Source organism: Streptomyces albospinus (assembly GCF_014648695.1).
GTDB lineage: Bacteria > Actinomycetota > Actinomycetes > Streptomycetales > Streptomycetaceae > Streptomyces > Streptomyces albospinus.
The window spans coordinates 38,190-58,161 of record NZ_BMRP01000042.1 but is presented as its reverse complement, the minus strand read 5'-3'; the positions used below and the strand labels follow the sequence as shown (position 1 = coordinate 58,161).

Sequence of the window (19,972 nt, the reverse complement as noted above, 5' to 3'; positions counted from 1 at the left end):
GAATCGGCGGCCACACCCCAGCCAGCCGCGTCACCAACCTGTCCGAACAACACACCTAGTCCCGTTCCGGGCCGAGCCCCATCCGCCCGCGCAGCTCGTCCATTTCACGGCGGTCGCGCTTGGTGGGCCGGCCGGTGCCCCGGTCCCGTACGGCGATGAGCGGGACCTCCTCGCGCGGCGGGGCCGGCGGGCTGTTGTCGATGTAGCACTCGGCCGCGACCGGCGCGCCCACCCGCTTGCGCACCAGCCGGGACACCACCACGATCCGCTCCCGGCCGGCGTGCCGGAGCCGCACCTCGTCGCCGGTGCGCACGGCATGCGCCGGCTTCACGCGCTCGCCGTTGACCCGTACGTGCCCCGCCCGGCAGGCCGCGGCGGCCAGCGAACGCGTCTTGGTGAGCCGCACCGACCAGATCCAGCTGTCGATGCGGGTGGTGGTCATCCCCTCGTCTGAAGCCATGCCGTGAACTCTAGAGGGAGCGGAGCCGGCCTGCGGTCCTCAGGGCCGGTCCGATGGGCCGGAGTCGGAAAGGCCCTGAGCCGGGGCCTTCTTGGCCGGTTTCTTGGCCGGTCTCTCGGTCGGTTTCTCGGCCGCGGACCGGGACGCCGTGCCGGACGCCGCGGCCTTCGCCGTCTTCGCCTGCCCGGCCGAAGCGGTCTGCTGCGTCGACCGCTTCGCCGGTGCGGACTTCTTCGCCGCGGTCCGTTCGCTCGCGGTGCGCTTCGCCGTGCCGCTCTTCGCGGGGGCTTTCGCGGCGGTCGCCGTCTTCTTCGCCCGGGTCTTCTCGGCGGCCGTGGCGCGTGCCCGCAGCGGTGTGACGGAGGCGGAACCGGTGCCGTCCCCGCCGCCGCGGGCCGCCCGGACGCTCTTCTCCAGGGCCGCCGTCAGATCGATGACCTGGGCGTCGGCGGCGACCGGCGCAGCGGGGGCGACCGGGGCCGTGCCCTCCAGTTTGGCGGCGGCGAGTTCTTCGACGGCCTGGCGGTAGTCGTCGTGGAGTTCGGCCGGGTCCAGTTCGCCCAGGGAGTCCATCAGGGTCTCGGCCAGCGTGAGTTCGTTCTCGCGGATCTTCACGTCCTCGGGGGCGACGCCGTCCGCGGGCCGGATCTGATCCGGCCACAGCAGCGCGTGCATCACCAGCGCCCCTTCGTACGCGCGCAGCATCGCCAGATTCTCCCGCCCCCGCATCGCCACCTTGCCGATCGCGACCTTGCGGTGGTGCTCCAGCGCCTCCCGCAGCAGTGCGTACGGCCGGGCGGCGGCGGCCCCGTTGGGCGCCAGGTAGTAGGACTTGTCCAGTTGGAGCGGGTCGATCTCGCCCGGGTCGACGAAGGAGAGGATGGCGAGGGTCTTGGCGGTCGGCAGCGGCAGCCGGGACAGATCGTCGTCGGTGATCGGCACGACAATGTCGTCGCCCGGCGGCTGATAGCCCTTGCCGATCTCCTCGTTGGGCACCTCCTCGCCGTCCAGTTCGCAGACCTTGCGGTACTGGACCGGTGCGCCGTCCTTCTCGTGGATGCGGACGAAGGAGACGGACGAGGTGCGGTCGGTGGCGCTGTAGGTCTTCACGGGGATGGTGACCAGGCCAAACGATATCGACCCGTTCCATATAGATCGCATGGCTCGTCCCTTGTGTGGGATTCTCATGGTATGTCGCCGATCACCGTCGTGGAGGGGCGGCGCCTCTCGCTGACCAACCTGGACAAGGTCATCTATCCGGAGACCGGCACCACCAAGGGTGAGGTGCTGCACTACTGCACCACCACTGCGGACGTGCTGCTCGCCCACCTCCACGACCGGCCGGTGTCCTTCCTGCGCTTCCCCGACGGGCCCGGCGGCCAGCGCTTCTTCACCAAGAACGCGCCGCCCGGCACGCCCTCCTGGGTGAAGACCTGCCTGGTCCCCCATTCGAGGTCGGCGCCCACCCGCCAGGTCCTGATCCAGGACCTGGCGACCCTGGTGTGGGCGGCCAACCTGGTCGTCGAACTGCACGCCCCGCAATGGACCTGCGACGCACCGGGAGTCGCCGACCGGCTGGTCTTCGACCTGGACCCCGGCGCACCGGCCACCGTCGTCGAGTGCTGCGCCGCCGCCCGCTGGCTGCGCGACCGGATGGCCGCCGACGGGCTGGACGCCTACGCCAAGACCAGCGGCTCCAAGGGCCTGCACCTGATCGTGCCCGTCGAGCCCACCCCCGCCGAGCACACCACCGCCTACGCCAGGACCCTGGCCGTGGAGGCACGGACGGCCCTTCCGGATCTGGTCGTGCACAAGATGACCAAGGCGCTGCGCCCCGGCAAGGTCTTCATCGACTTCTCCCAGAACGCCGCCGCCAAGACCACCGCCGTCGCCTACACCCTGCGCGCCCGCGCGACCCCGACCGTCTCCACCCCCGTCACCTGGGACGAGGTCGCCGCCTGCACCGATCCGAACCAACTCGCCTTCCGCTTCGAGGAGATCGCGGACCGCCGCGAGCGCCACGGCGATCTGCTCGGGCCGCTGCTCGACCCCGGCCGGGCCCGCCCGCTGCCCGGGACGGCCCGGCACCTGGCATAGATTGGCGGGATGCAGGAGGGGACCACACACCACGACACCATGCGGCTGCGCCTGCCGGACCGGCCGCCGTCCGACGACGGACCCGTGCCCGGGGAGGGCGCCGGCACGGGGGCGGGCGGGCTGCGCCGCTCGTCGATGCTGATGGCGGCGGGGACCGTGGTCTCCCGCGCCACCGGGCTGATCCGCAACGTGCTCCAGGTGGCGGCGCTGGGCACCGCGCTGCTGGCAAGCACGTACAACACCGCCAACACCGTCCCGATGAGCATCTACACCCTGCTGATCGGCGGCGCGCTGAACTCCGTGCTGGTGCCGCAGCTGGTCCGCGCCCGGGCCGAGCACGCGGACGGCGGTCGGGCCTACGAGCAGCGGCTGGTCACCCTCGTCCTGAGCGTGCTCGCCGTCGGTACCGTGCTCGCGGTCTGGGCCGCGCCGCAGATCGTCGCCGTCTTCACCCCGGACACGCCCGGCCAGCACGCCGCCTTCGCGCTCACCGTCGTCTTCGCCCGCTTCCTCCTCCCGCAGATCTTCTTCTACGGGCTGTTCTTCGTCTTCGGCCAAGTCCTCAACGCCCGCGACAAGTTCGGGGCGATGATGTGGACGCCGGTGCTCAACAACATCGTGCTGATCGCGATGTTCGGCGTGTACATCGGCCTGCTGGCCGGGCCGGACCGCGTCGAGGACATCACCCCCGGCCAGATCGATCTGCTGGGCATCGCCACCACCGGCGGCATCGCCCTCCAAGGCCTGGCCCTGATCCCGTTCGTCCGGGCCGCCGGCTTCCGCTTCCGGCCGCGCTTCGACTGGCGCGGTACCGGGCTGCGCAAGACCATCGGCGCCGCCCGCTGGACCCTGCTGCTCGTGCTCGCCAACCTGGCCGCGATGGCCGTCGTCACGCACTACGCCAACGCCGCCGACCAGCAACTCCCCACCGCCGGCGTCGGATACACCGCCTACAGCAGCGCCCAGGGCATCTGGACCCTGCCGCAGTCGATCGTCACCGTCTCGCTGGTGACCGCGCTGCTGCCGCGGATGAGCCGCGCGGTCACCGAACACCGCCTGGACGACCTGCGCGACGACCTCTCCCGCGCCCTGCGGGTCAGCGGCGTACTCATCGTCCCGGCCGCCTTCTTCTTCCTGTTCCTCGGTCCGCAGGCCGCCCAACTGCTCTTCGCCCACGGAGCCGTTGACGCCGCGTCGGCCCGTCCCATCGGACAGATGCTGCAGGCGTTCGGCCTGGGCCTGATCCCGTTCTCCGCCCAGTATCTACTGCTGCGCGGCTTCTACGCCTTCGAGGACACCCGGACGCCGTTCTGGATGGCCGGATGGATCGCCGGCGTCAACATCGCCCTGGCCACCGCGTGCCATCTGTGGCTGCCCGCCCGCTGGGCGGTCACCGGGATGGCCGCCGCCTACACCCTCGCGTACGCGGCCGGGCTCCTCGCCACCGCATTGCTGCTGCGCCGCCGGCTCTCCGGCCGTCTCGACGGCCGCCGGCTGTGCCGCACCTACGGCAAGCTGACCGCGTCCGCCGCTGCGGCCGGTGCCCTCGGCTGGCTGGCGGCCCGCGCCTGCTCGGGGATCGCCACCGCGCCCGGCTGGACGCCCGTCCTGGCGCTGGCCGCCGGCGGCGCCACCATGGCCCTGGTCTTCGTCGCGCTGGCCCGGGTGCTGAAGGTCGGCGAACTGGGGAGCCTGCCCGGCCTCCGGTGAGGCGGCACACCGCAGGCCCCCCACTCGCGAGGCTCCCGGGGCAACGCACCGGCAGGGCCCGGCCGTTGGCGGGCACGGTGCACTCGTCGTGGGCGCGGCCCGGTCCTGACGGTGCGTCCGGCCGCCGTCCGGAGCGCCCGCACCGTCGCCGCCGGCCCGGACGGCGCAGGCCCGCCGCGGTGTACGGCACTCGGGGCGGTCCGCCATCGTATGGAGTACGCCAACCGGCGCGCGGCGGGCACCGTTCCTAGCGTGGCCAACATGTCGACAGCGAGTTGGCCCCCCGTCAGAGCGGTGAGCGCCGCGGCCGTTTGCGCCGCGAGTCTGCTCGCCTTGTGCGGCCCGGCGGTCGCCGATGGCCCGTACGGCATCGACGACCTGCGCGGCGCGCCCCCGGCCGGCACCGAGAGCAGGCTGGACGACCGCGGTGTGCAGTTCGTGCCCCGGGCCGGGGTGCCCGAGCCGCCCCGGGTCTCGGCGCTGTCCTGGGCCGTGACCGAGCTGGGCAGCCGCAAGATCCTGGCGGCCAAGGACGCCCACCGGCCGCTGCCGCCCGCCAGCACCCTCAAGACGCTCTTCGCGCTGACGGTGCTGCCGAAGTTCTCCCAGGGGACGGTGCACACCGTCTCCGGCGCGGAACTCGCCGGCATCGAGTCGGGCAGCGCGCTCGCCGGCGTCAAAGAGGACACGCCCTACCGGGTCGCCGACCTCTGGCACGGCGTCTTCCTCACCTCGGGCAGCGACGCGGTGCATGCGCTCGCCGCGATGAACGGCGGCTGGCGCAAGACCATCGCCGACATGCAGGCGACGGCGGACCGGCTGGGCGCCCGCGACACCACGGTCGAGTCGGCGGACGGCTTCGACACCCCGGGGCAGTCCTCCTCCGCGTACGACCTGTCCCTCTTCGGCCAGGCGGGGCTCACCGACCCGGACTTCGCCCACTTCGCCGCGACCAGGACCGCGCAGTTCCCGGTGGACGGCGGCGCGGACACCTACGGCATCCAGAACACCAACCGGCTGCTGGTCGGCTCGCACGGCGTGGCGCCCTACGACGGCCTGATCGGCGTGAAGAACGGCTACACGACGCATGCCGGGAACACCCTGATCGCCGCGGCCAAGCGCGGTGGCCGGACGCTGCTGGTCACCGTGATGAACCCGCGGTCCGGCGCCGAGAACGCCGTCTACGAGGAGGCCCGCGCCTTGCTGGACTGGGGCTTCGCGGCGGCGCCCCGGGCCGCGGCGGTCGGCATGCTGCCCGCCCCCGTCGACCGCGACCCCGGGACGGAGCACGCGGCGCACGGGGGCCCGGCCACCCGGCTGCACCAGGCGGCGGTCGAAAGGCCCGGTGCCCGTGCGAACGCGGTGATCGTGTGGTCCTTCTCCGCCGCCGGTGCGGTCGCGGTCGCCGGGCTGGGCACCGCGCTGTGGTGGCGCCGACGCCACCCGGACGGGCCGCAGGACGGGCAGCCGTCCTGAGGCCGCCCCAAGAGCCGCCGGGTGTCGTACGCCTGTGCGATCGGTCAGGTATCCGGAGGAAGTGGTGTGGCCTTGCCCGGTGAAGGATGGCGCGTTTGCCATGGTTTGTGGTGACTGGCGCCGTTGGTCGGTGTAGCGTCCTGAACAGCTGTCGTGGTTCCGAAGTGCCGGGCGCCCGTGTCGCATTCACGGGCGTTCTTGTTGTCCAGTGCCTCTCCGGACCAGGGCGATCACCTCCGGGTTCCGCGTGGTGCGGGAGCCGATTCGAGCCCATTGAAAGAAGGAGACGGACATGGCTTCCGGCACGGTGAAGTGGTTCAACTCGGAAAAAGGATTCGGTTTTATCGCGCAGGACGGCGGCGGCGCCGATGTCTTCGCGCACTACTCCAACATCGACGCGACGGGCTACCGGGAACTCCTGGAGGGCCAGAAGGTGACCTTCGAGGTCACGCAGGGGCACAAGGGCCCGCAGGCGGAGAAGATCCGGGTGGCGCCGACGCCGTAAGCGCCCCGGCCGGTCCGCCGGTGCACCGCACGGCGCCCGCTCCCTCACGCAGAGGGGCGGGCGCCGTGCGGTGCCGCTGTACGGGTTCCGGGGGCCTTCAGGGCCGGCGGTCGTTGAGGATCTTCTGGAAGAGCCGGTGGTCGCGCCAGGCGCCGTTGATGTGGAGGTAGTTCTCGGCGGTGCCGTAGGGCGTGAAGCCGCACTTCGTCAGGACGCGCTGCGAGGCGAGGTTGTCCAGGAGCGTGCCCGCCTCCAGCCGGTGCAGGCCCAGTTCCGCGTCGGCCGCCGCGCAGACCGCCGTCACGGCGGCGGAGGCGAGACCGCGCCGGAGGTGGCCGGCGTCGATCCAGTAGCCGACCGAGGCGCTGTGCAGCGGGCCGTAGGTGATCTGGGAGAGGGTGATCGCACCGGCGATCTCCGGCTCGCCGGCGGCGTCGTCCGGCTCGCGGACCAGGACCCACGGCATCACGCGCCCGGCGTCCCGCTCGGCCAGCTGCAAGCGGAGTCGCTCCGACTGGCCGGCGGGGGTGTAGAACGCTTCGCCGCGGTCCGGCTCGGTGGGGCGGAGGTGGTCGCGGCTGCGCCCGTAGGCGCGGGCGAGGCCGTCGGCGTCCGCCGGTTCGGCGGGGCGCAGCAGTACGTCGGGGGCGACCTGGACGGACGTGGTGATCATCCGTTCAGCGTAAGCGCGGAGCGCGGCCGCGGACCCGGCCGGTGCTCAGGTCTGCGGTGGCCGGTCCTCGCCTTCGGGCTTGCCGAACTGCTCCCGCATCTTCTCCCTGGCGGCGTCGACCTGGCCCGTGTGCTTGCCCTGGGTCTTCTCGTCGACGAAGTCCCCGGCCTTGTCGATGCCCTTGCCTGCCTGCTCCTCGTGTCCCTTGAGCAGTTCCTTCAGCTTGTCCAGCACGGACATGGGGCGTCCTCCTCACCACGGTCCCCCCTCGCCACCAGCATCGCCCCCGAACGGCCGATGTGCATCAGGAGCCGGGAACCGGGGCCTTCAGATGATCGCTGATGAATTTGAGGGATCCGGCCGCCATCCCCTTCTGGTAGTCCCAGGCGTTGTGCCGGCCACCGGGAATGAGCTGGAACGAGGTGTGGATCGGGCCCTTGCCGTACTTCTCGCGGAATTTGTGGATGGGGTTGACTACCGCGGTGGGGGATTCCTTCGAGCCGGCCTGGAAGGCGATATACACGTCCGGTCCTCCCTTTTTCAGCAGCTGCGCGGCGAGCTTCTCCGGATTGTTGGCGTCCTTCTCCTTCTGGTGGCCGGCCCACATCGGGGAGTCCGGCACGATGTCCGGGCCGCTGGCTATCGCCGCCTTGAACTTCTCCGGGGACTTCAGCACGGACTTGAAGCCGGCGAAGCCGCCCGACGACGACCCCATGAAGGCCCAGCCGTCCCGCGACTTGAAGGTACGGAAATTGGCCTTGGTCAGATCGACGACGTCCTCGGTCAGCCAGGTTCCCATCTTCTGCTGGCCGGGAATGTCACTGCCGTCGTGATAGCGGGTGTCCGGATTGAGCATCGGCATCACCACTATGAACGGCAGGCTCTTTCCCTCCGCGGTCAACTTGGCGAGATTCTCCTGGAGCTTGATATCCCCGCCGACCCAGTAATTGGTGACCCCGTTCTTGTCCTGCGGGCTGCCCAGGCCGCCGGGCAGGGCTATCAGCACCGGGAAACCGCTCTTGGCGTACTTGGGGTCCTGGTACTCCTTCGGCGCCCAGACCCACACACTGCCGGTGACGCCCGACTTCGGGCCGTTGAGTGTCGCCCGGCCTATGTGCGTGCCGTCGTCCAGGGTCCGGGTGATCCGGAAGTCGCTCTTGGGGCCGGTCGGCATCCGGGTGTCGCTGTCGACCGGCTTGACCGGGGTGCCGCCGTCGCCCTTGGCGCCCGCGTCGAAGTCGACCGGATTGCCGTTCTCCGAGCAGCCGGTGAGCAGGGCGCAGGAGGCGAGGAGGGTCGCCGTGAGGGCGGCGGCGTAAGGGTGTTTCAACGGTCTCTCCGCTACTGAATGATCACGTGCAAGTGACCATAAAGAGGGAAAACAGGCACTGCCGGTTCCGTGACCGGTTGCGGTACTCGAACCGTTATGGCGTTGTTGTCCGATGTGCCCCCGGTGGCGGGTCCGTGAGCCCTTCGGCCCGCTCGACCTGCACGGCGCCGCGGTCCGGCCGAGAATGCAGCGGTGAGCGATGAACACCGCAGTGCCGAGGACACCGCCGCGCGCCCCTTGCCGTGTGACGAGGAACGGCGGCTCGCCAGGCAGGCGCTGGCCGGCCGCGCCCGGGACGCGGGAGATCTGGCCCTGCTGATGGACATGCTGGGGCTGGACCCGAGCCGGGATCCGGGTCAGGAGGCGGCGCGCGGCCAGGAACGTGCCCACGGTCAGGAGCCTGCCCGTGGCCGGCAGGCGGGCCGCGGGCGCGGCGCGGGGCGCGAGCGGCGGAACGAGGGGCGCCGCGACACCTGCCGCGGCGCCCGCACGCCCTCGGCGGATCCCGGCTGAGCGGTCCCGCCCGTCGACCCCGGTCGGCGGGCCGCCCGGCCCGTCAGTCCGCCGCCCGGCTCAGCCGCAGTGTCACGATCTGGAACGGGCGGAGCGTGAGCCGGACGGTGTTCCCGTCCCGTTCCAGCGCCGGGCCGTCGTCCGTGGGGCGCTCCAGCAGGTCGGTGGTGACCGCGCCGGCCAGCGCGAAACCGGTGGTGAGAGCGGTCCTGGCGCGCCCGCCGTGGGCTTCGTGGAGCCGGACGACCACATCGCCGCTCCGGTCGTCCGCGAGCTTGACGGCGGTGACCACCGTCGCGTCGTTGCCGACCGCGACCAGGGGTGCCACCGCGCCGGCCCCGGTCAGCCGGCGCTCGGGCAGGTTGATGCGATGGCCCTCGCGTACCGCGTCGCCGATGGCGGCACCGGGGACCAGCGCGTACCGGAAGCGGTGGCTGCCCCGGTCGGTCTCCGGGTCGGGGAAGCGCGGGGCGCGCAACAGGGACAGCCGGACGGTCGTGGTGGTGCTGCGCCCCCCGGCGTCGCCGTCCTCCCGGACCGTACGGGTGACGTCGTGGCCGTAGGTCGCGTCGTTGACCAGCGCCACGCCCCAGCCCGGCTCCTCGACATGGACGAACCGGTGCGCACACGCCTCGAACTTGGCCGCCTCCCAGCTGGTGTTGGTGTGCGTGGGCCGGTACAGATGCCCGAACTGGGTCTCCGCCGCATAGCGTTCGGCGTGCACGTCCAGCGGGAAGGCGGCCTTGAGGAACTTCTCGGTCTCCCGCCAGTCGACCTCGGTGTCGATGTCCAGCCGCCGCTGCCCGCGCGCGAGGGTCAGCGACTGCACCACCCGCGAGTCGCCGAAGCTGCGCACCACCCGGACCGTGGCGGTGTCCGGCGACGCCTCGGTGAGGGCGACCTCGTCCGCGTCCGTCAGGTCGGTGGCCACGTTGCGATAGAACGAGTCCACGTCCCAGGCATCCCACATATTGGGGAAATCCGGGTGGAGTTGCAGCAGATTCGCGGCTGCACCGGGCGCGACGGCCTCGCGCTCGGCCACCGGGTCGTACGCCGAGACCACCAGACCGCGGCCGTCGATCTCCACGCGGAGCAGGTCGTGGGCGAGGACGAAGCCGCCGCCGGGCCGCGGCTCGGTGCGCACCGCGGCGCCGTCGGAGACCGCCGGTGCCACCGCGCCGGCCGGGACCCCGCCGCGGGCGTGCGGCGCCGAGTTCGCCACCAGCGGCCGGCTGCCGCCGCCGGTCAGCGCGGCCAGGGCGCAGGCGATGAGGCCTTCCAGCTCGGTGGCGAGTGCCGCATAGGTCCGCTCCGCCTCGCGGTGCACCCAGGCGATGGAGGAGCCGGGCAGGATGTCATGGAACTGGTGCAGCAGCACCGTCTTCCAGATCCGGTCCAACTCCTCGTACGGATAAGGGTGTTGCGCGACCACCGCGGCGGTCGCCGACCAGAGTTCGGCCTCGCGCAGCAGCTGCTCGCTGCGGCGGTTGCCGCGCTTGGTCCGCGCCTGGCTGGTGAGGGTGCCGCGGTGCAGCTCCAGATACAACTCGCGGACCCAGACGGGCGCGTCGGGGTACTCGGCCTCCGCCCTGGCGAAGAAGTCGGCCGGCCGCTCCCACGCCACCACCGGCGAACCGTCCAGGTCCCGCAGCCGGCGCGCCTTGGCGATCATCTCGCGGGTGGTGCCGCCGCCCCCGTCGCCCCAGCCGGTCGGCGCCAGGGAGTGCCGGGCCGTGCCCTTGTCCCTGAAGTTCCTTGCAGCATGGGCGAGTTCGGCACCCGACAGCTGGCAGTTGTAGGTGTCCACCGGCGGGAAGTGGGTGAAGATCCGGGTGCCGTCGATCCCCTCCCAGCGGAAGGTGTGGTGCGGGAAGGCGTTGATCCTGCTCCAGGAGATCTTCTGGGTCAGCAGCCACTTCGAGCCCGCCGCCTTGATGATCTGCGGCAGTCCCGCGGCGAAACCGAAGGTGTCCGGCAGCCACGCCTCGTCGTTCTCGATGCCGAACTCCTCCAGGAAGAACCGCTTGCCGTAGACGAACTGACGGGCCATCGCCTCCGAGCCGGGCATATTGGTGTCCGACTCCACCCACATCCCGCCCGCCGGTACGAACCGCCCCTCGGCCACCGCCTGCCTGACCTTGGCGTACACCTCCGGCCGGTGCTCCTTGATCCACGCGTACTGCTGCGCCTGCGACATGGCGTAGACGAACTCCGGCTCGTCCGCGAGCAGCGCCGTCATGTTCGACGTGGTCCGGGCGACCTTGCGGACCGTCTCCCGCAGCGGCCACAGCCACGCCGAATCGATATGCGCATGCCCGACCGCGCTGATCCGGTGCGCGGAGGCCGCCGCGGGCGCCGCCAGCACCTCGCGCAGCTGCCGGCGCGCGGCCTGCGCGGTCCCGTTGACGTCCTGGAGGTCGACCGCGTCCAGCGCCCGGCCCACCGCGCGCAGCAGCTCCCAGCGCCGCGGACTGTCCACCGCCAGCTCCACCATCAGCTCACCCAGCACCTCCAGGTCCTGGACCAGCTCCCACACCTCGGTGTCGAACACCGCCAGATCCATCCGGGCCAGCCGGTACAGCGGCTCGCCGCCCGCCGTCTCCGGGTCGCCCAACTTCGTGGGCAGGAAAGGGTGTACGTCGAGAATGACCGGATTGGACGCGGCCTCCAGATGCCACTCGACGCGCTCGCCACCGCGCACCGGATCGCCCACCCGCACCCACTGGTTCCGCGGATTGAGACCCTTCACCGGACTCCCGTCGGGCGTGTGGACCAGCGCCTCGCACTGGAAGCCCGGCATCCGCTCGTCGAAGCCCAGGTCGAGCACCGCCTCCACCGTGCGCCCGGCCCACGCCTCCGGGACCGTGCCCCGCACCCGGAACCAGGTGGTCGCCCAGGGTGCGCCCCATGCGTCACCCACCGCCACGGGTGCGTGCGGGGCGGCCAGCCCCTCCGCCACCGGCACGGGCTCACCGGGCGCGACCCAGGCCGCGACCTCCAAGGGCACCGATTCCGGGTACAGGGCGGGCCGGATGCGCTCGTCCAGGACACGGCGGAGACGGGCTTCGACCAGTGCGCGATCGTCATGCATGGGGGGCTCCGTGGAGTCGGGCGGGAGTGACGGGAACGGTCGTGGCTACCAGGGGTGCCGGGTCCTCGACGGGGCGGAGGCGGCGAAGAGTTCGTCCACGGCGCGGACTTCCAGCAGCGCCGCCGGCTCGTGCGCCGCGCGGCGCAGCCCCGGGAGGTGGAAGGCGGTGCCGCAGGTACCTCCCAGGAACACCCGTGTGCCGTCCGGGAGGCGACGGTGCAGCTCGTAATGGCGGACCGGCCCGGCGGAGCGCTGCCAGGTCATGCGCAGCGCGGTCGTCCCGCCCGAGGTGGCGGCGTCGGTGACCTTCAGCCCGCGGGGCGCACCGGGCTTCCCCGCGGCGTCGTGGACCGCGAGCCGGCCCAGCCGCCACGCGACAGGGGTTCCCGCGCGCCCGGTCAGCCGTACGCCCAGCGCGCGGACGGTGCCGGTGCCCAGCACGCCGCCGATCCGCAGGGTGACGGTGCGCCAGCCGCCGTCGCCCGCCTCGACGGTCCCGGCGGGCAGATGGACGTACGGCGCGGGCTCACCCGGCGCCGGCGCGTCCCGCGGAGCGACGGCCACCTCCACGGCCACCGGGCCCGAGCCCGGGTCGAGACGGTGGGTGAGGTCCAGGACCGTGGCGGCACCGCACGGCAGCCGGGTGGTGAAGAGCTCGACCGTCGCAGGGGAGTCGAGGGCGCCGCGGACCAGCAGACTGCTGCCGCCGCGCCAGGCGTCGGCGAAGTCCAGGGTGACGTCGGGGCGTCGGCCGGCGGTCCGGACCGCCCAGCGTCTCGGGGGCAGCCGGTCCTGGAGGCCGAGGTGGTTCCAGGGCGCGTCGGAGGTGACCGTGCCCGTGTCGTACCAGCGCAGGCCGTGGCCGGTGTTGAAGGTGGTCGCGAACGGCAGCGCGGTGACCGCCGAACGGTCGGCGACCGCCGCGGCCGGGGCCCGCCAGCCGCCGCCCGACCCGCCGGGCCGGGTCGGATCGAGGCCCGCGCCGGACCAGAACCGGTCGTCCGCGGCATGGAAATCGCCCGGGGTACGTCCCGCGGGCAGATGGCCCAGGGTCCACTCCGGCCGGTAGAAACCGTACGAGACCACATGGTCGCGGTCGGCGGGGATGATCGCGTCCCAGTCCGCCGCGGTGTCCCAGCCCGCCGACTCGACATCCACCCCGGCCCACAACTCGTAGCGGCTGCGGCCCAGTTGGTCGGCCAGCCGCCCGGAGTCGGCGAGCGATCGCGCGCTCCAGCGGAAGTCCACGAACAGGGTGTCGGCCACCGGGCCCGCGGCGTCCTGGAAGAAATCCCGGTTCCGTTCGTCGAGCGCCCCCTGCCAGCCGACCCGGCCGCTGCCGTCCATCGCGTCGTACCAGGTGATCCGCAGCCCGTGCGGCGCGCCCGCCGCCCGCAGCGCCCGGAGGAACCCCCGCATATCGGCGGCCAGTGCGGCATCACCGCCGTCGGTCTCGGCATTGACGAACCAGCCGTCGAAGCCGTACGCGCGGGCGACCGCCGCCAGCTTCGCGGCCAGCGGGAACCGCCCCGCCGCGTCCTTCCGCACCAGGTCCCGGGTCCAGCGCAGCTGCCCGCCGTACGCCACCGGCGGCAGGAAGACGGTGCCCAGTACGGGTACGCCGTTGCGGTGCGCGGCGTCCACGACCGGGGCGTTCGGGGCCAGGATCAGGCCCTCGCCGGCGGAGCCGCCCCAGAAGACCAGCTCGTCGAGGTACGCCCAGTGCGTCGGTGCGTAGTAGTCGGCGGTGGCCGAGCCCTGGGAGGGGTTGCCCGCGGTGTGGTCGAAGGCCGCCAGCGCGCTGATCCGGGCCTGTCCGGCGCGGGCCGTGGTGTTCGCCGGGACGGGGGTGAACCGCTCGGCGAGCGGCACCGTCGCGGTGTTGAACGGCAGGTCCAGGTCGGTCTCCGGCCTCCAGTTCGCCAGGCTGCGCCAGACGATGCCGTCGCCGGGCGTGCCGGAGGGCAGCGAGTCGGGGAACCAGTACGCGGCGTACGGCTGCAAGGGGGCCGCGGCCCGCGGACGCCGTGCGGCCACCGCGGTGCCCGGCGGCGGGCCGGCCAGGGCCGCCGCCGCGGCACCCGCCCCGGCGAGCAGCACGCGGCGGCGGGGGAGGGGGCGGGAGAAGGAGAGGCGATGCCGGGTCATGGGGGGCTCCTTCGGGGGAGGCGGACGACGGACCTGTGCGGACGCGCGCTAGTCCGAGACGCTCCCGACCTCCTCCGGTGTGCACACCTCGGTGATCCCACGCGCCGTCAAGTGTCGTTGATCAGAGGCATGTTGGGCGAGGACGAGAGTCGGCCGGGCGCCCTGTGCGGCGAGTTCCGCCCAGGCTTCGAAAACCGGGCCGCCGGGTGCGCACACCGAGCGGCGCGGCGCGGCCTCGGCGTCGCCGGCGTCGACGACCAGCGCGGTGCGGCGGACCGGTGGCCGGTGCGGACGCCCCCGCCATTCCGCGGCCAGCGCCGCCAGCGCCCGCCCCACGGGCTTGACCGTACGGTCGTTGCCGAGCAGCCCCAGCCCGTACTCCAGCTCGGGGAAGTCCGCGAGCGACCGGGACACATCGTGCGAGCACCACCAGGTGATGCCCCAAAGACCGTGGCAGTCGAGGGAGTTGCGGACAGTGGCTTCGGTGAAGCGCACCGCGTGGTCGTCGGGGACATGGGGTGCCGGCGCGCCGACCTCCTGGAGCCACACCGGACGGTGCGGATCGAGCGCCCACGCCTTGGACAGCTCGATGAGATAGGCGGCGTGCTGCTCGGTGGCGGTGCCGGCCGGGCCGTGGCGCTGCGCGGTGCCGTTGAACACCCAGGAGTGCACCGCCGTCATGGCGCCCAACCGGGCGGCGTGGGCGGGCGTGAAGGGATGGCCGTCGCGGTACCAGGCGGCGTCGTAGGCGGCGTGCAGATGCGGCAGGCCGGGCGCGCCGCGCTCGCAGGCCGCCAGCATCCGCTCCAGCCAGGCCGTCGCCTGCTTGGCCGTGATGCGGTCCGGATCCGGGTGCGGGCCGTCCGAGAACTGGTTGATCTCGTTGCCCAGCGTCATGCCGAGGAAGGCGGGCCGATCGGCGAGCGCCGCGGCCAGCGTCCGCAGATACTCCTCCTGGCCGGCGAGCACCTCGGGGTCGGTGAAGATGTTGCGGCGGTGCCAGGTCTGCGTCCAGGCGGGCAGGAAGTCGAAGCTGGACAGATGCCCCTGGAGGCCGTCCACGCTGATGTCCAGCCCGCGCTCGGCCGCCGCGTCCGCCAGCCGCACCAACTGGTCGACGGCCCGCGGCCGGATCAGGGTGCGGTTGGGCTGGAACAGCGGCCAGAGCGGGAAGACCCGGATGTGGTCCAGGCCGAGGGCGGCGATGGAGTCGAGATCGGCGCGTACCGCGTCGAGATCGAAGTCCAGCCAGTGGTGGAACCACCCGTGGGTGGGGGTGTAGTTGACGCCGAAGCGCAGCCGGTGGGCGGTGTCCTGTACGGGCATGTGAAGTCCTGTCCCTCTACGGGTGCGGTGCGGGCATCGGCCACGGCCGGGGTTCAGCCCTTGACGGCGCCCTCGCCGAGGCCGCGGAAGAAGTAACGCTGAAGGCAGGCGAACAGCACCATCAGCGGGAGGACGGCGATGACCGTGCCGGCCGCGACCAGCCGCTGGTTGTCCGCGAACGTGCCGTGCAGGAAGTTCAGGCCGACGGTCAGGGTGAACTTCGACTGGTCGCTCAGCACGATCAGCGGCCACAGGAAGTCGTCCCATGCACCCATGAAGGCGAAGATCGCGACGACGGCGAGGGTGCCCTTGACCGACGGCAGCGCGATGCGGACGAACCGCTGCCACGCGGTGGCGCCGTCGACATACGCGGCCTCCTCGACCTCGTACGGCAGGCCCGCGAAGGCGTTCCGCATCAGCAGTACGTTCATCGCGCCGATGCAGGCGGGCAGCACCACGCCGAGCAGGGTGTTGTTCAACTGGAGCTGACGCATCGTCAAGAACTGGGCGATCATGATGCTTTCGACCGGGACCAGCATCGCGGTGATGAACATCAGCAGCGCGGTCCGACGGCCCCTGAAGCGCATCCGGGCGAGTGCGTAGCCCGCCAGCGCCGCGCCCGCGCAGTTGGTCAGCACGTTCGCGGCGGCGACCTTGAGCGAGTTCAGTGCGAAGTCCCAGACCGGGATGATCCTGGCGACCCCGGCGTAGTTGCCGAGGGTGACCTCGTGCGGGACCAGGCTCGGTGGATAGCGGTAGAGGTCCTCGCCGGGACCCTTGAGGGAGGTCGACAGCTGCCACAGGAAGGGGCCGACCGACAGTGCCAGCACGGCTAGCAGCAGCAGATAGCGGAGCGTCGGCAGCCGTCGCCGGCCGGTCGGTCGCCGTCGCCGGACCGGCATCCGCCGCCCACCACCCGTTCGCCCCTCGGCCCGCGACCGCATGTCCACCACGGCGCTCATCCGTCCTCCCGGCGTTGGGCCCGCAGCACCAGCAGCATCAGCCCGAGGGTGAGGACGAAGACCACGACGGACAGCGCCGAGGCGTAGCCCACCCGGCCGCTCAGCCCGGTGCCGACCTGCCGGACGAGCATCACCAGCGTGGTGTCCTCGCCGCCGGGACCGCCGGTCGGCCCCGCCATCAGATAGACCTCGGAGAACACCTTGAACGCGTTGACCGAGGAGAGCGCGGCCACCAGCACCATCGTGGAACGCACCGCCGGCACGGTGACGGTCAGAAAGCGGCGCACCGGCCCGGCACCGTCGACGGCGCACGCCTCGTGCAGCTCCCGGGGGACGTCGGCCAGCGCCGCCAGATAAATGATCATGTAGTAGCCGAGTCCCTTCCAGACCGTCACCGCCATCGCGCTGAGCAGCAGCAGCCAGGGATCGCCGAGAAACCCGACCCGGCCGAACCCCACCGCCTCCAGCAGCGCGTTGATCAGCCCCCGGTCGTCCAGCAGCCACACCCAGACCAGCCCGACCACCACGACCGAGGCGACCACCGGCGTGTAGAACGCGGCCCGGAAGAAGGCGATCCCCGGAATCTGCCGCTGGACCAACAGGGCCAGCAGCAGCGGCAGTACCACCAGCAGCGGCACGGCACCCAGGACGTAGAGCAGGCTGTTGCGCAGCCCCGTCCAGAACAGCGCGTCGTGGACCAGTTCCTGGTAATTGGCGCCGCCGACGAACCGCCCCGCGGTGAGGGTGCGGGCATCGGTGAAGGAATGCGCCACCGTGCTGAGAAAGGGATAGAGGCTGAATCCGCCGACGATCAGCAGTCCGGGCGCCAGGAACAGCCACGGCGTGACCGTCAGCTGCCTGCGGATGCCGCGGGATCCGCGGAACGGCCGGGCCGTACGGGACGCGGGAAACCCGCGCGGACCGGTGACCCGGCGGCCCTCAAGGGCGGTTTGCCGTGCCATGGCCCGCCTCAACCGGTCTTGAGGAGGCGAGTGCACTCCGCCACCGCATCGTCCAGTGCCGCCTTCGGCGACTGCTTGCCCTGAACGGCCTTCGCGACGGCATTGCGCAGCACCGTCTTCATCTGGTCGCTGAGCAGTACCGGGGTGTAATTCACCGCGGTCTTCAGGGACTTGGCCGACGCCACCCGCACCCGGGTCGCATCCGTTCCGTCCTCCTCGGTGAAGTACGGATCGTCCAGCGAGCCCTTCGTGCTCGGGAAGATCGTGACCTGCTTCGCGAACGCCATCTGGTTCTGCCGGTCGGTGACGAAGTGCGCAAAGGTCACGGCCGCCGGCTTGACCTTGCTCTGCGCGTTCACCATCAGGCCCTGGACGTACATGTTGGCCTTACCGGTGTTGTTCACCGCGTCCGTGATGCCGATGTTCTTGTAGAGGCTCGGGGCGTCCTTCTTGAAGTTCCCCAGATCGAGCGCGCTGCCCGGGTTCATGGCCACCGACTGCTGCTCGAACTTCCGCCCGGCGGACTCCGCCTGGGCGGTGAGCGCCTGCGAGTCCAGCGCCCCGGCCGCGTACAGCTCCTTGTAGTGCTGGAGCAGGTCGACGCCTCTGGGCTCGTTGAACGTGAAGGCGGTGCCCTGTGCGTTCATCAGCCGTACGCCGTAGCGCCCGAAATCCTCGATCGACGGCGTACTCGCCAGCATCGCGATCTTCCGGCCGCTCTTCTGCGCCATCGCCACCGCGTCCCGGAAGAGCTGGTCGTATGTGGTGGGCGGCTTGTCCGGATCCAGACCGGCCTTGCGGAACAGATCCTTGTTGTAGAACATCGGCCCGGTGTTCAGATACCACGGAAAGGCATAGACGCCCTGCAATCCCGGCATCCCATGGCTCTGCCACGCCGCTTCCAGATACTCGCCGCGGTACTTCCCCGCCGCCTTTTCCAGATTCAGCGCCAGCCCGGCCTTCGCCAGCGGATACGCGAGATCCGGTGACACATTCACCACATCCGGCAGCGTCCCGCCCGCGGCATCCGCACTCAGCTTTTCCGGATACCCCTCGGCCGGCTGATCGACCCATTTCACCTGGGCGTCGGGATATTTCTTCTCGAAGTCCGCGATGACCCCGTCGAAGTACTTCTTGAAATGTGTCTTGAGATTCCAGGTCTGAAAGGTGACCTGCCCTTCGACCTTCCCCGAGGCGCTGTCCGATCCGCCCGCTTCACCTGGGGCTCCGCACCCGGTCAAGGAGAGTGCCGAGGTGATCAGAACCGCGGTGGCGGCGGCTGCCCGGCGGGATAAACGACGCACGGCTGGCTCCTTGGCTCAGATGTGGCTCAGGTGCTCCGACCAGAAATATTCCGAAGTGAATCCGGATCTCCACGGCGGTTCCGACGAACCTCCGGCGACGATGCGGCTGACGCTACTAATGCGATTTAGCGGGTGTCAATACTCCGACCGCAAGCGATTCTTCAGCGGGGGCCGGCATCCGATTGACATGCCGCGCGGCCCTGATCAGACTGTCGTGCACTAATGCGGTTCAGCACGGGAGGAGCGCCGGCATGACAGCGCCCGGTGAGGCGTCCCGCCGCAAACCCGCGCGCCGGCCGACGATCAAGGACATCGCCCGCCGCGCCGGGGTGTCCGAGAGCGCCGTCTCCTTCGCGCTGAACGACCGGCCGGGGGTCTCCCGGGACACCCGCGCCCGGGTACGGCGCGTCGCGGAGGAGCTGGGCTGGCAGGCCAACAGCGCCGCCCGCGCGCTCTCCGGCGAACGCGCCGACTGCCTGGGCCTGGTGCTGGCCCGCCCCGCCCGGACCCTCGGCGTGGAGTCGTTCTTCCTCCAACTCGTCTCCGGCATCCAAGAGGTGCTCTCCGCGCGGAAGACCGCGCTCCTCTTCCAGGTCGTCGAGGACCTGGACACCGAGTGCGCCCTCTACCGCCGCTGGTGGGCCGAACGCCGGGTGGACGGCGTCCTGGTCGTCGACCCCCGCACGCAGGACCCCCGGCCGGAACTCCTCGCCGCACTCGGCCTCCCCGCGGTCGTCATCGGTGGCCCGGCCACCCCCGGACCGGCCGCCGAACCCCCCGCCCCGCACCCCGTGCTCTCCACCGTCTGGGCCGACGACGCCAAGGCCATGGCACGGATCCTCGACCACCTCCACGGCCTCGGCCACCGCCGCATCGCGCATGTCGCGGGCATGCCCGGCCTCGCCCACACGGCTCGCCGGATCCGCTCGCTGCGCGCCGAAGCCGGCCTGCGGGGCCTCGACGAGCGGCAGGTCCGCTCGGTGACCACCGACTACTCCGACGCCGAAGGCGCCGAGGCCACCCGCCGCATCCTCGACGCCGCCGCACCCCCCACCGCGATCATCTACGACAACGACGTGATGGCGGTGGCCGGCGCCTCGGTGGCGGCCGGGCGCGGCATCTCCGTGCCGGGCGAGCTGTCCATCGTCGCCTGGGACGACTCCCCGCTGTGCCGGGTCACCCACCCCCGGCTGACCGCACTGGTCCGCGACACCCCGGGCTTCGGCCGGCTCGCCGCCACCGAACTCCTCGCCTTCCTCGGCGGCGGACCGCCCCGCACCGTACAGGGCGAACTCCCGCACCTGGAACGGCGGGAGAGCAGCGGACCGGCCCCGCACTACCGCTGACGGATCCTCAGTGGGGCTGGTGCAGCGTCGGGTATGCAGGCGCTGACGCAACCTCGGCCATTCGTGCCC

The 19,972-nt window shown here is 71.7% G+C and carries 17 protein-coding genes; 6 read left to right on the top strand and 11 right to left on the bottom strand.

Going from position 1 to position 19,972, the window contains the following annotated elements:
* Positions 1-55 precede the first annotated feature (55 nt).
* Complete coding sequence (locus IEZ17_RS34055; RefSeq protein WP_189307010.1) at positions 56-460, bottom strand: RNA-binding S4 domain-containing protein; 405 nt, start codon at positions 458-460, stop codon at positions 56-58.
* 39 nt (positions 461-499) lie between these two features.
* Complete coding sequence (ku, locus tag IEZ17_RS34050) at positions 500-1,621, bottom strand: non-homologous end joining protein Ku (RefSeq protein WP_189307008.1); 1,122 nt, start codon at positions 1,619-1,621, stop codon at positions 500-502.
* Positions 1,622-1,651: 30 nt separating this feature from the next.
* On the opposite strand from ku, the gene ligD reads away from it, so the two are divergent.
* The 4 genes from ligD to IEZ17_RS34030 all read left to right on the top strand — a co-directional run bounded on the left by ligD (position 1,652) and on the right by IEZ17_RS34030 (position 6,248).
* Positions 1,652-2,557: a non-homologous end-joining DNA ligase gene (gene ligD / locus IEZ17_RS34045; protein ID WP_189307006.1), complete on the top strand. Its 906-nt coding sequence runs from the start codon at positions 1,652-1,654 to the stop codon at positions 2,555-2,557.
* Positions 2,558-2,698: 141 nt separating this feature from the next.
* Positions 2,699-4,267, top strand: coding sequence for a murein biosynthesis integral membrane protein MurJ (murJ, locus tag IEZ17_RS34040; protein ID WP_229852902.1), 1,569 nt, complete (start codon positions 2,699-2,701; stop codon positions 4,265-4,267).
* Between the two features lie 261 nt (positions 4,268-4,528).
* A complete protein-coding gene (locus IEZ17_RS34035) occupies positions 4,529-5,743 on the top strand; it encodes a D-alanyl-D-alanine carboxypeptidase family protein (RefSeq protein ID WP_189307004.1) in 1,215 nt (404 codons plus the stop codon).
* 292 nt (positions 5,744-6,035) lie between these two features.
* Positions 6,036-6,248, top strand: coding sequence for a cold-shock protein (locus IEZ17_RS34030; RefSeq protein ID WP_189307002.1), 213 nt, complete (start codon positions 6,036-6,038; stop codon positions 6,246-6,248).
* Positions 6,249-6,345: 97 nt separating this feature from the next.
* Here the strand turns inward: IEZ17_RS34030 and IEZ17_RS34025 are convergent, their stop codons facing one another.
* The 3 genes from IEZ17_RS34025 to IEZ17_RS34015 all read right to left on the bottom strand — a co-directional run bounded on the left by IEZ17_RS34025 (position 6,346) and on the right by IEZ17_RS34015 (position 8,251).
* Positions 6,346-6,921, bottom strand: coding sequence for a GNAT family N-acetyltransferase (locus IEZ17_RS34025; RefSeq protein WP_189307000.1), 576 nt, complete (start codon positions 6,919-6,921; stop codon positions 6,346-6,348).
* A gap of 45 nt (positions 6,922-6,966) precedes the next feature.
* On the bottom strand, positions 6,967-7,161 hold the full coding sequence (locus tag IEZ17_RS34020; RefSeq protein WP_189306998.1) for an antitoxin: 195 nt from the start codon (positions 7,159-7,161) through the stop codon (positions 6,967-6,969).
* A 64-nt stretch (positions 7,162-7,225) separates the two neighbouring features.
* Positions 7,226-8,251 (bottom strand): alpha/beta hydrolase, encoded by a 1,026-nt coding sequence (locus tag IEZ17_RS34015; protein ID WP_189306996.1) that lies wholly within the window; start codon positions 8,249-8,251, stop codon positions 7,226-7,228.
* Between the two features lie 192 nt (positions 8,252-8,443).
* Here IEZ17_RS34015 and IEZ17_RS34010 point away from each other — a divergent pair, with 192 nt between their 5' ends.
* Entirely contained in the window at positions 8,444-8,764 is a 321-nt protein-coding gene (locus tag IEZ17_RS34010) for a hypothetical protein (RefSeq protein WP_189306994.1), read from the top strand.
* A gap of 43 nt (positions 8,765-8,807) precedes the next feature.
* Here the strand turns inward: IEZ17_RS34010 and IEZ17_RS34005 are convergent, their stop codons facing one another.
* The 6 genes from IEZ17_RS34005 to IEZ17_RS33980 are packed head-to-tail and all read right to left on the bottom strand — an operon-like array spanning position 8,808 to position 18,557.
* On the bottom strand, positions 8,808-11,855 hold the full coding sequence (locus IEZ17_RS34005; protein WP_189306992.1) for an alpha-mannosidase: 3,048 nt from the start codon (positions 11,853-11,855) through the stop codon (positions 8,808-8,810).
* Positions 11,856-11,900: 45 nt separating this feature from the next.
* Positions 11,901-14,003, bottom strand: coding sequence for an endo-beta-N-acetylglucosaminidase (locus tag IEZ17_RS34000; protein WP_189306990.1), 2,103 nt, complete (start codon positions 14,001-14,003; stop codon positions 11,901-11,903).
* Positions 14,004-14,051: 48 nt separating this feature from the next.
* Positions 14,052-15,329 carry a glycoside hydrolase 5 family protein gene (locus IEZ17_RS33995; RefSeq protein ID WP_189306989.1) on the bottom strand — a complete coding sequence of 426 codons (1,278 nt, stop codon included), beginning with the start codon at positions 15,327-15,329 and terminating at the stop codon, positions 14,052-14,054.
* Positions 15,330-15,382: 53 nt separating this feature from the next.
* Positions 15,383-16,231, bottom strand: a complete 849-nt coding sequence (locus IEZ17_RS33990; RefSeq protein ID WP_229852901.1) for a carbohydrate ABC transporter permease — start codon at positions 16,229-16,231, stop codon at positions 15,383-15,385.
* Positions 16,232-16,287: 56 nt separating this feature from the next.
* Positions 16,288-17,253, bottom strand: a complete 966-nt coding sequence (locus IEZ17_RS33985) for a carbohydrate ABC transporter permease (protein ID WP_229852899.1) — start codon at positions 17,251-17,253, stop codon at positions 16,288-16,290.
* A gap of 8 nt (positions 17,254-17,261) precedes the next feature.
* Positions 17,262-18,557, bottom strand: coding sequence for an ABC transporter substrate-binding protein (locus IEZ17_RS33980; RefSeq protein WP_189306987.1), 1,296 nt, complete (start codon positions 18,555-18,557; stop codon positions 17,262-17,264).
* 251 nt (positions 18,558-18,808) lie between these two features.
* On the opposite strand from IEZ17_RS33980, the gene IEZ17_RS33975 reads away from it, so the two are divergent.
* Positions 18,809-19,903, top strand: coding sequence for a LacI family DNA-binding transcriptional regulator (locus tag IEZ17_RS33975; RefSeq protein WP_189306985.1), 1,095 nt, complete (start codon positions 18,809-18,811; stop codon positions 19,901-19,903).
* Positions 19,904-19,972: the final 69 nt, after the last annotated feature.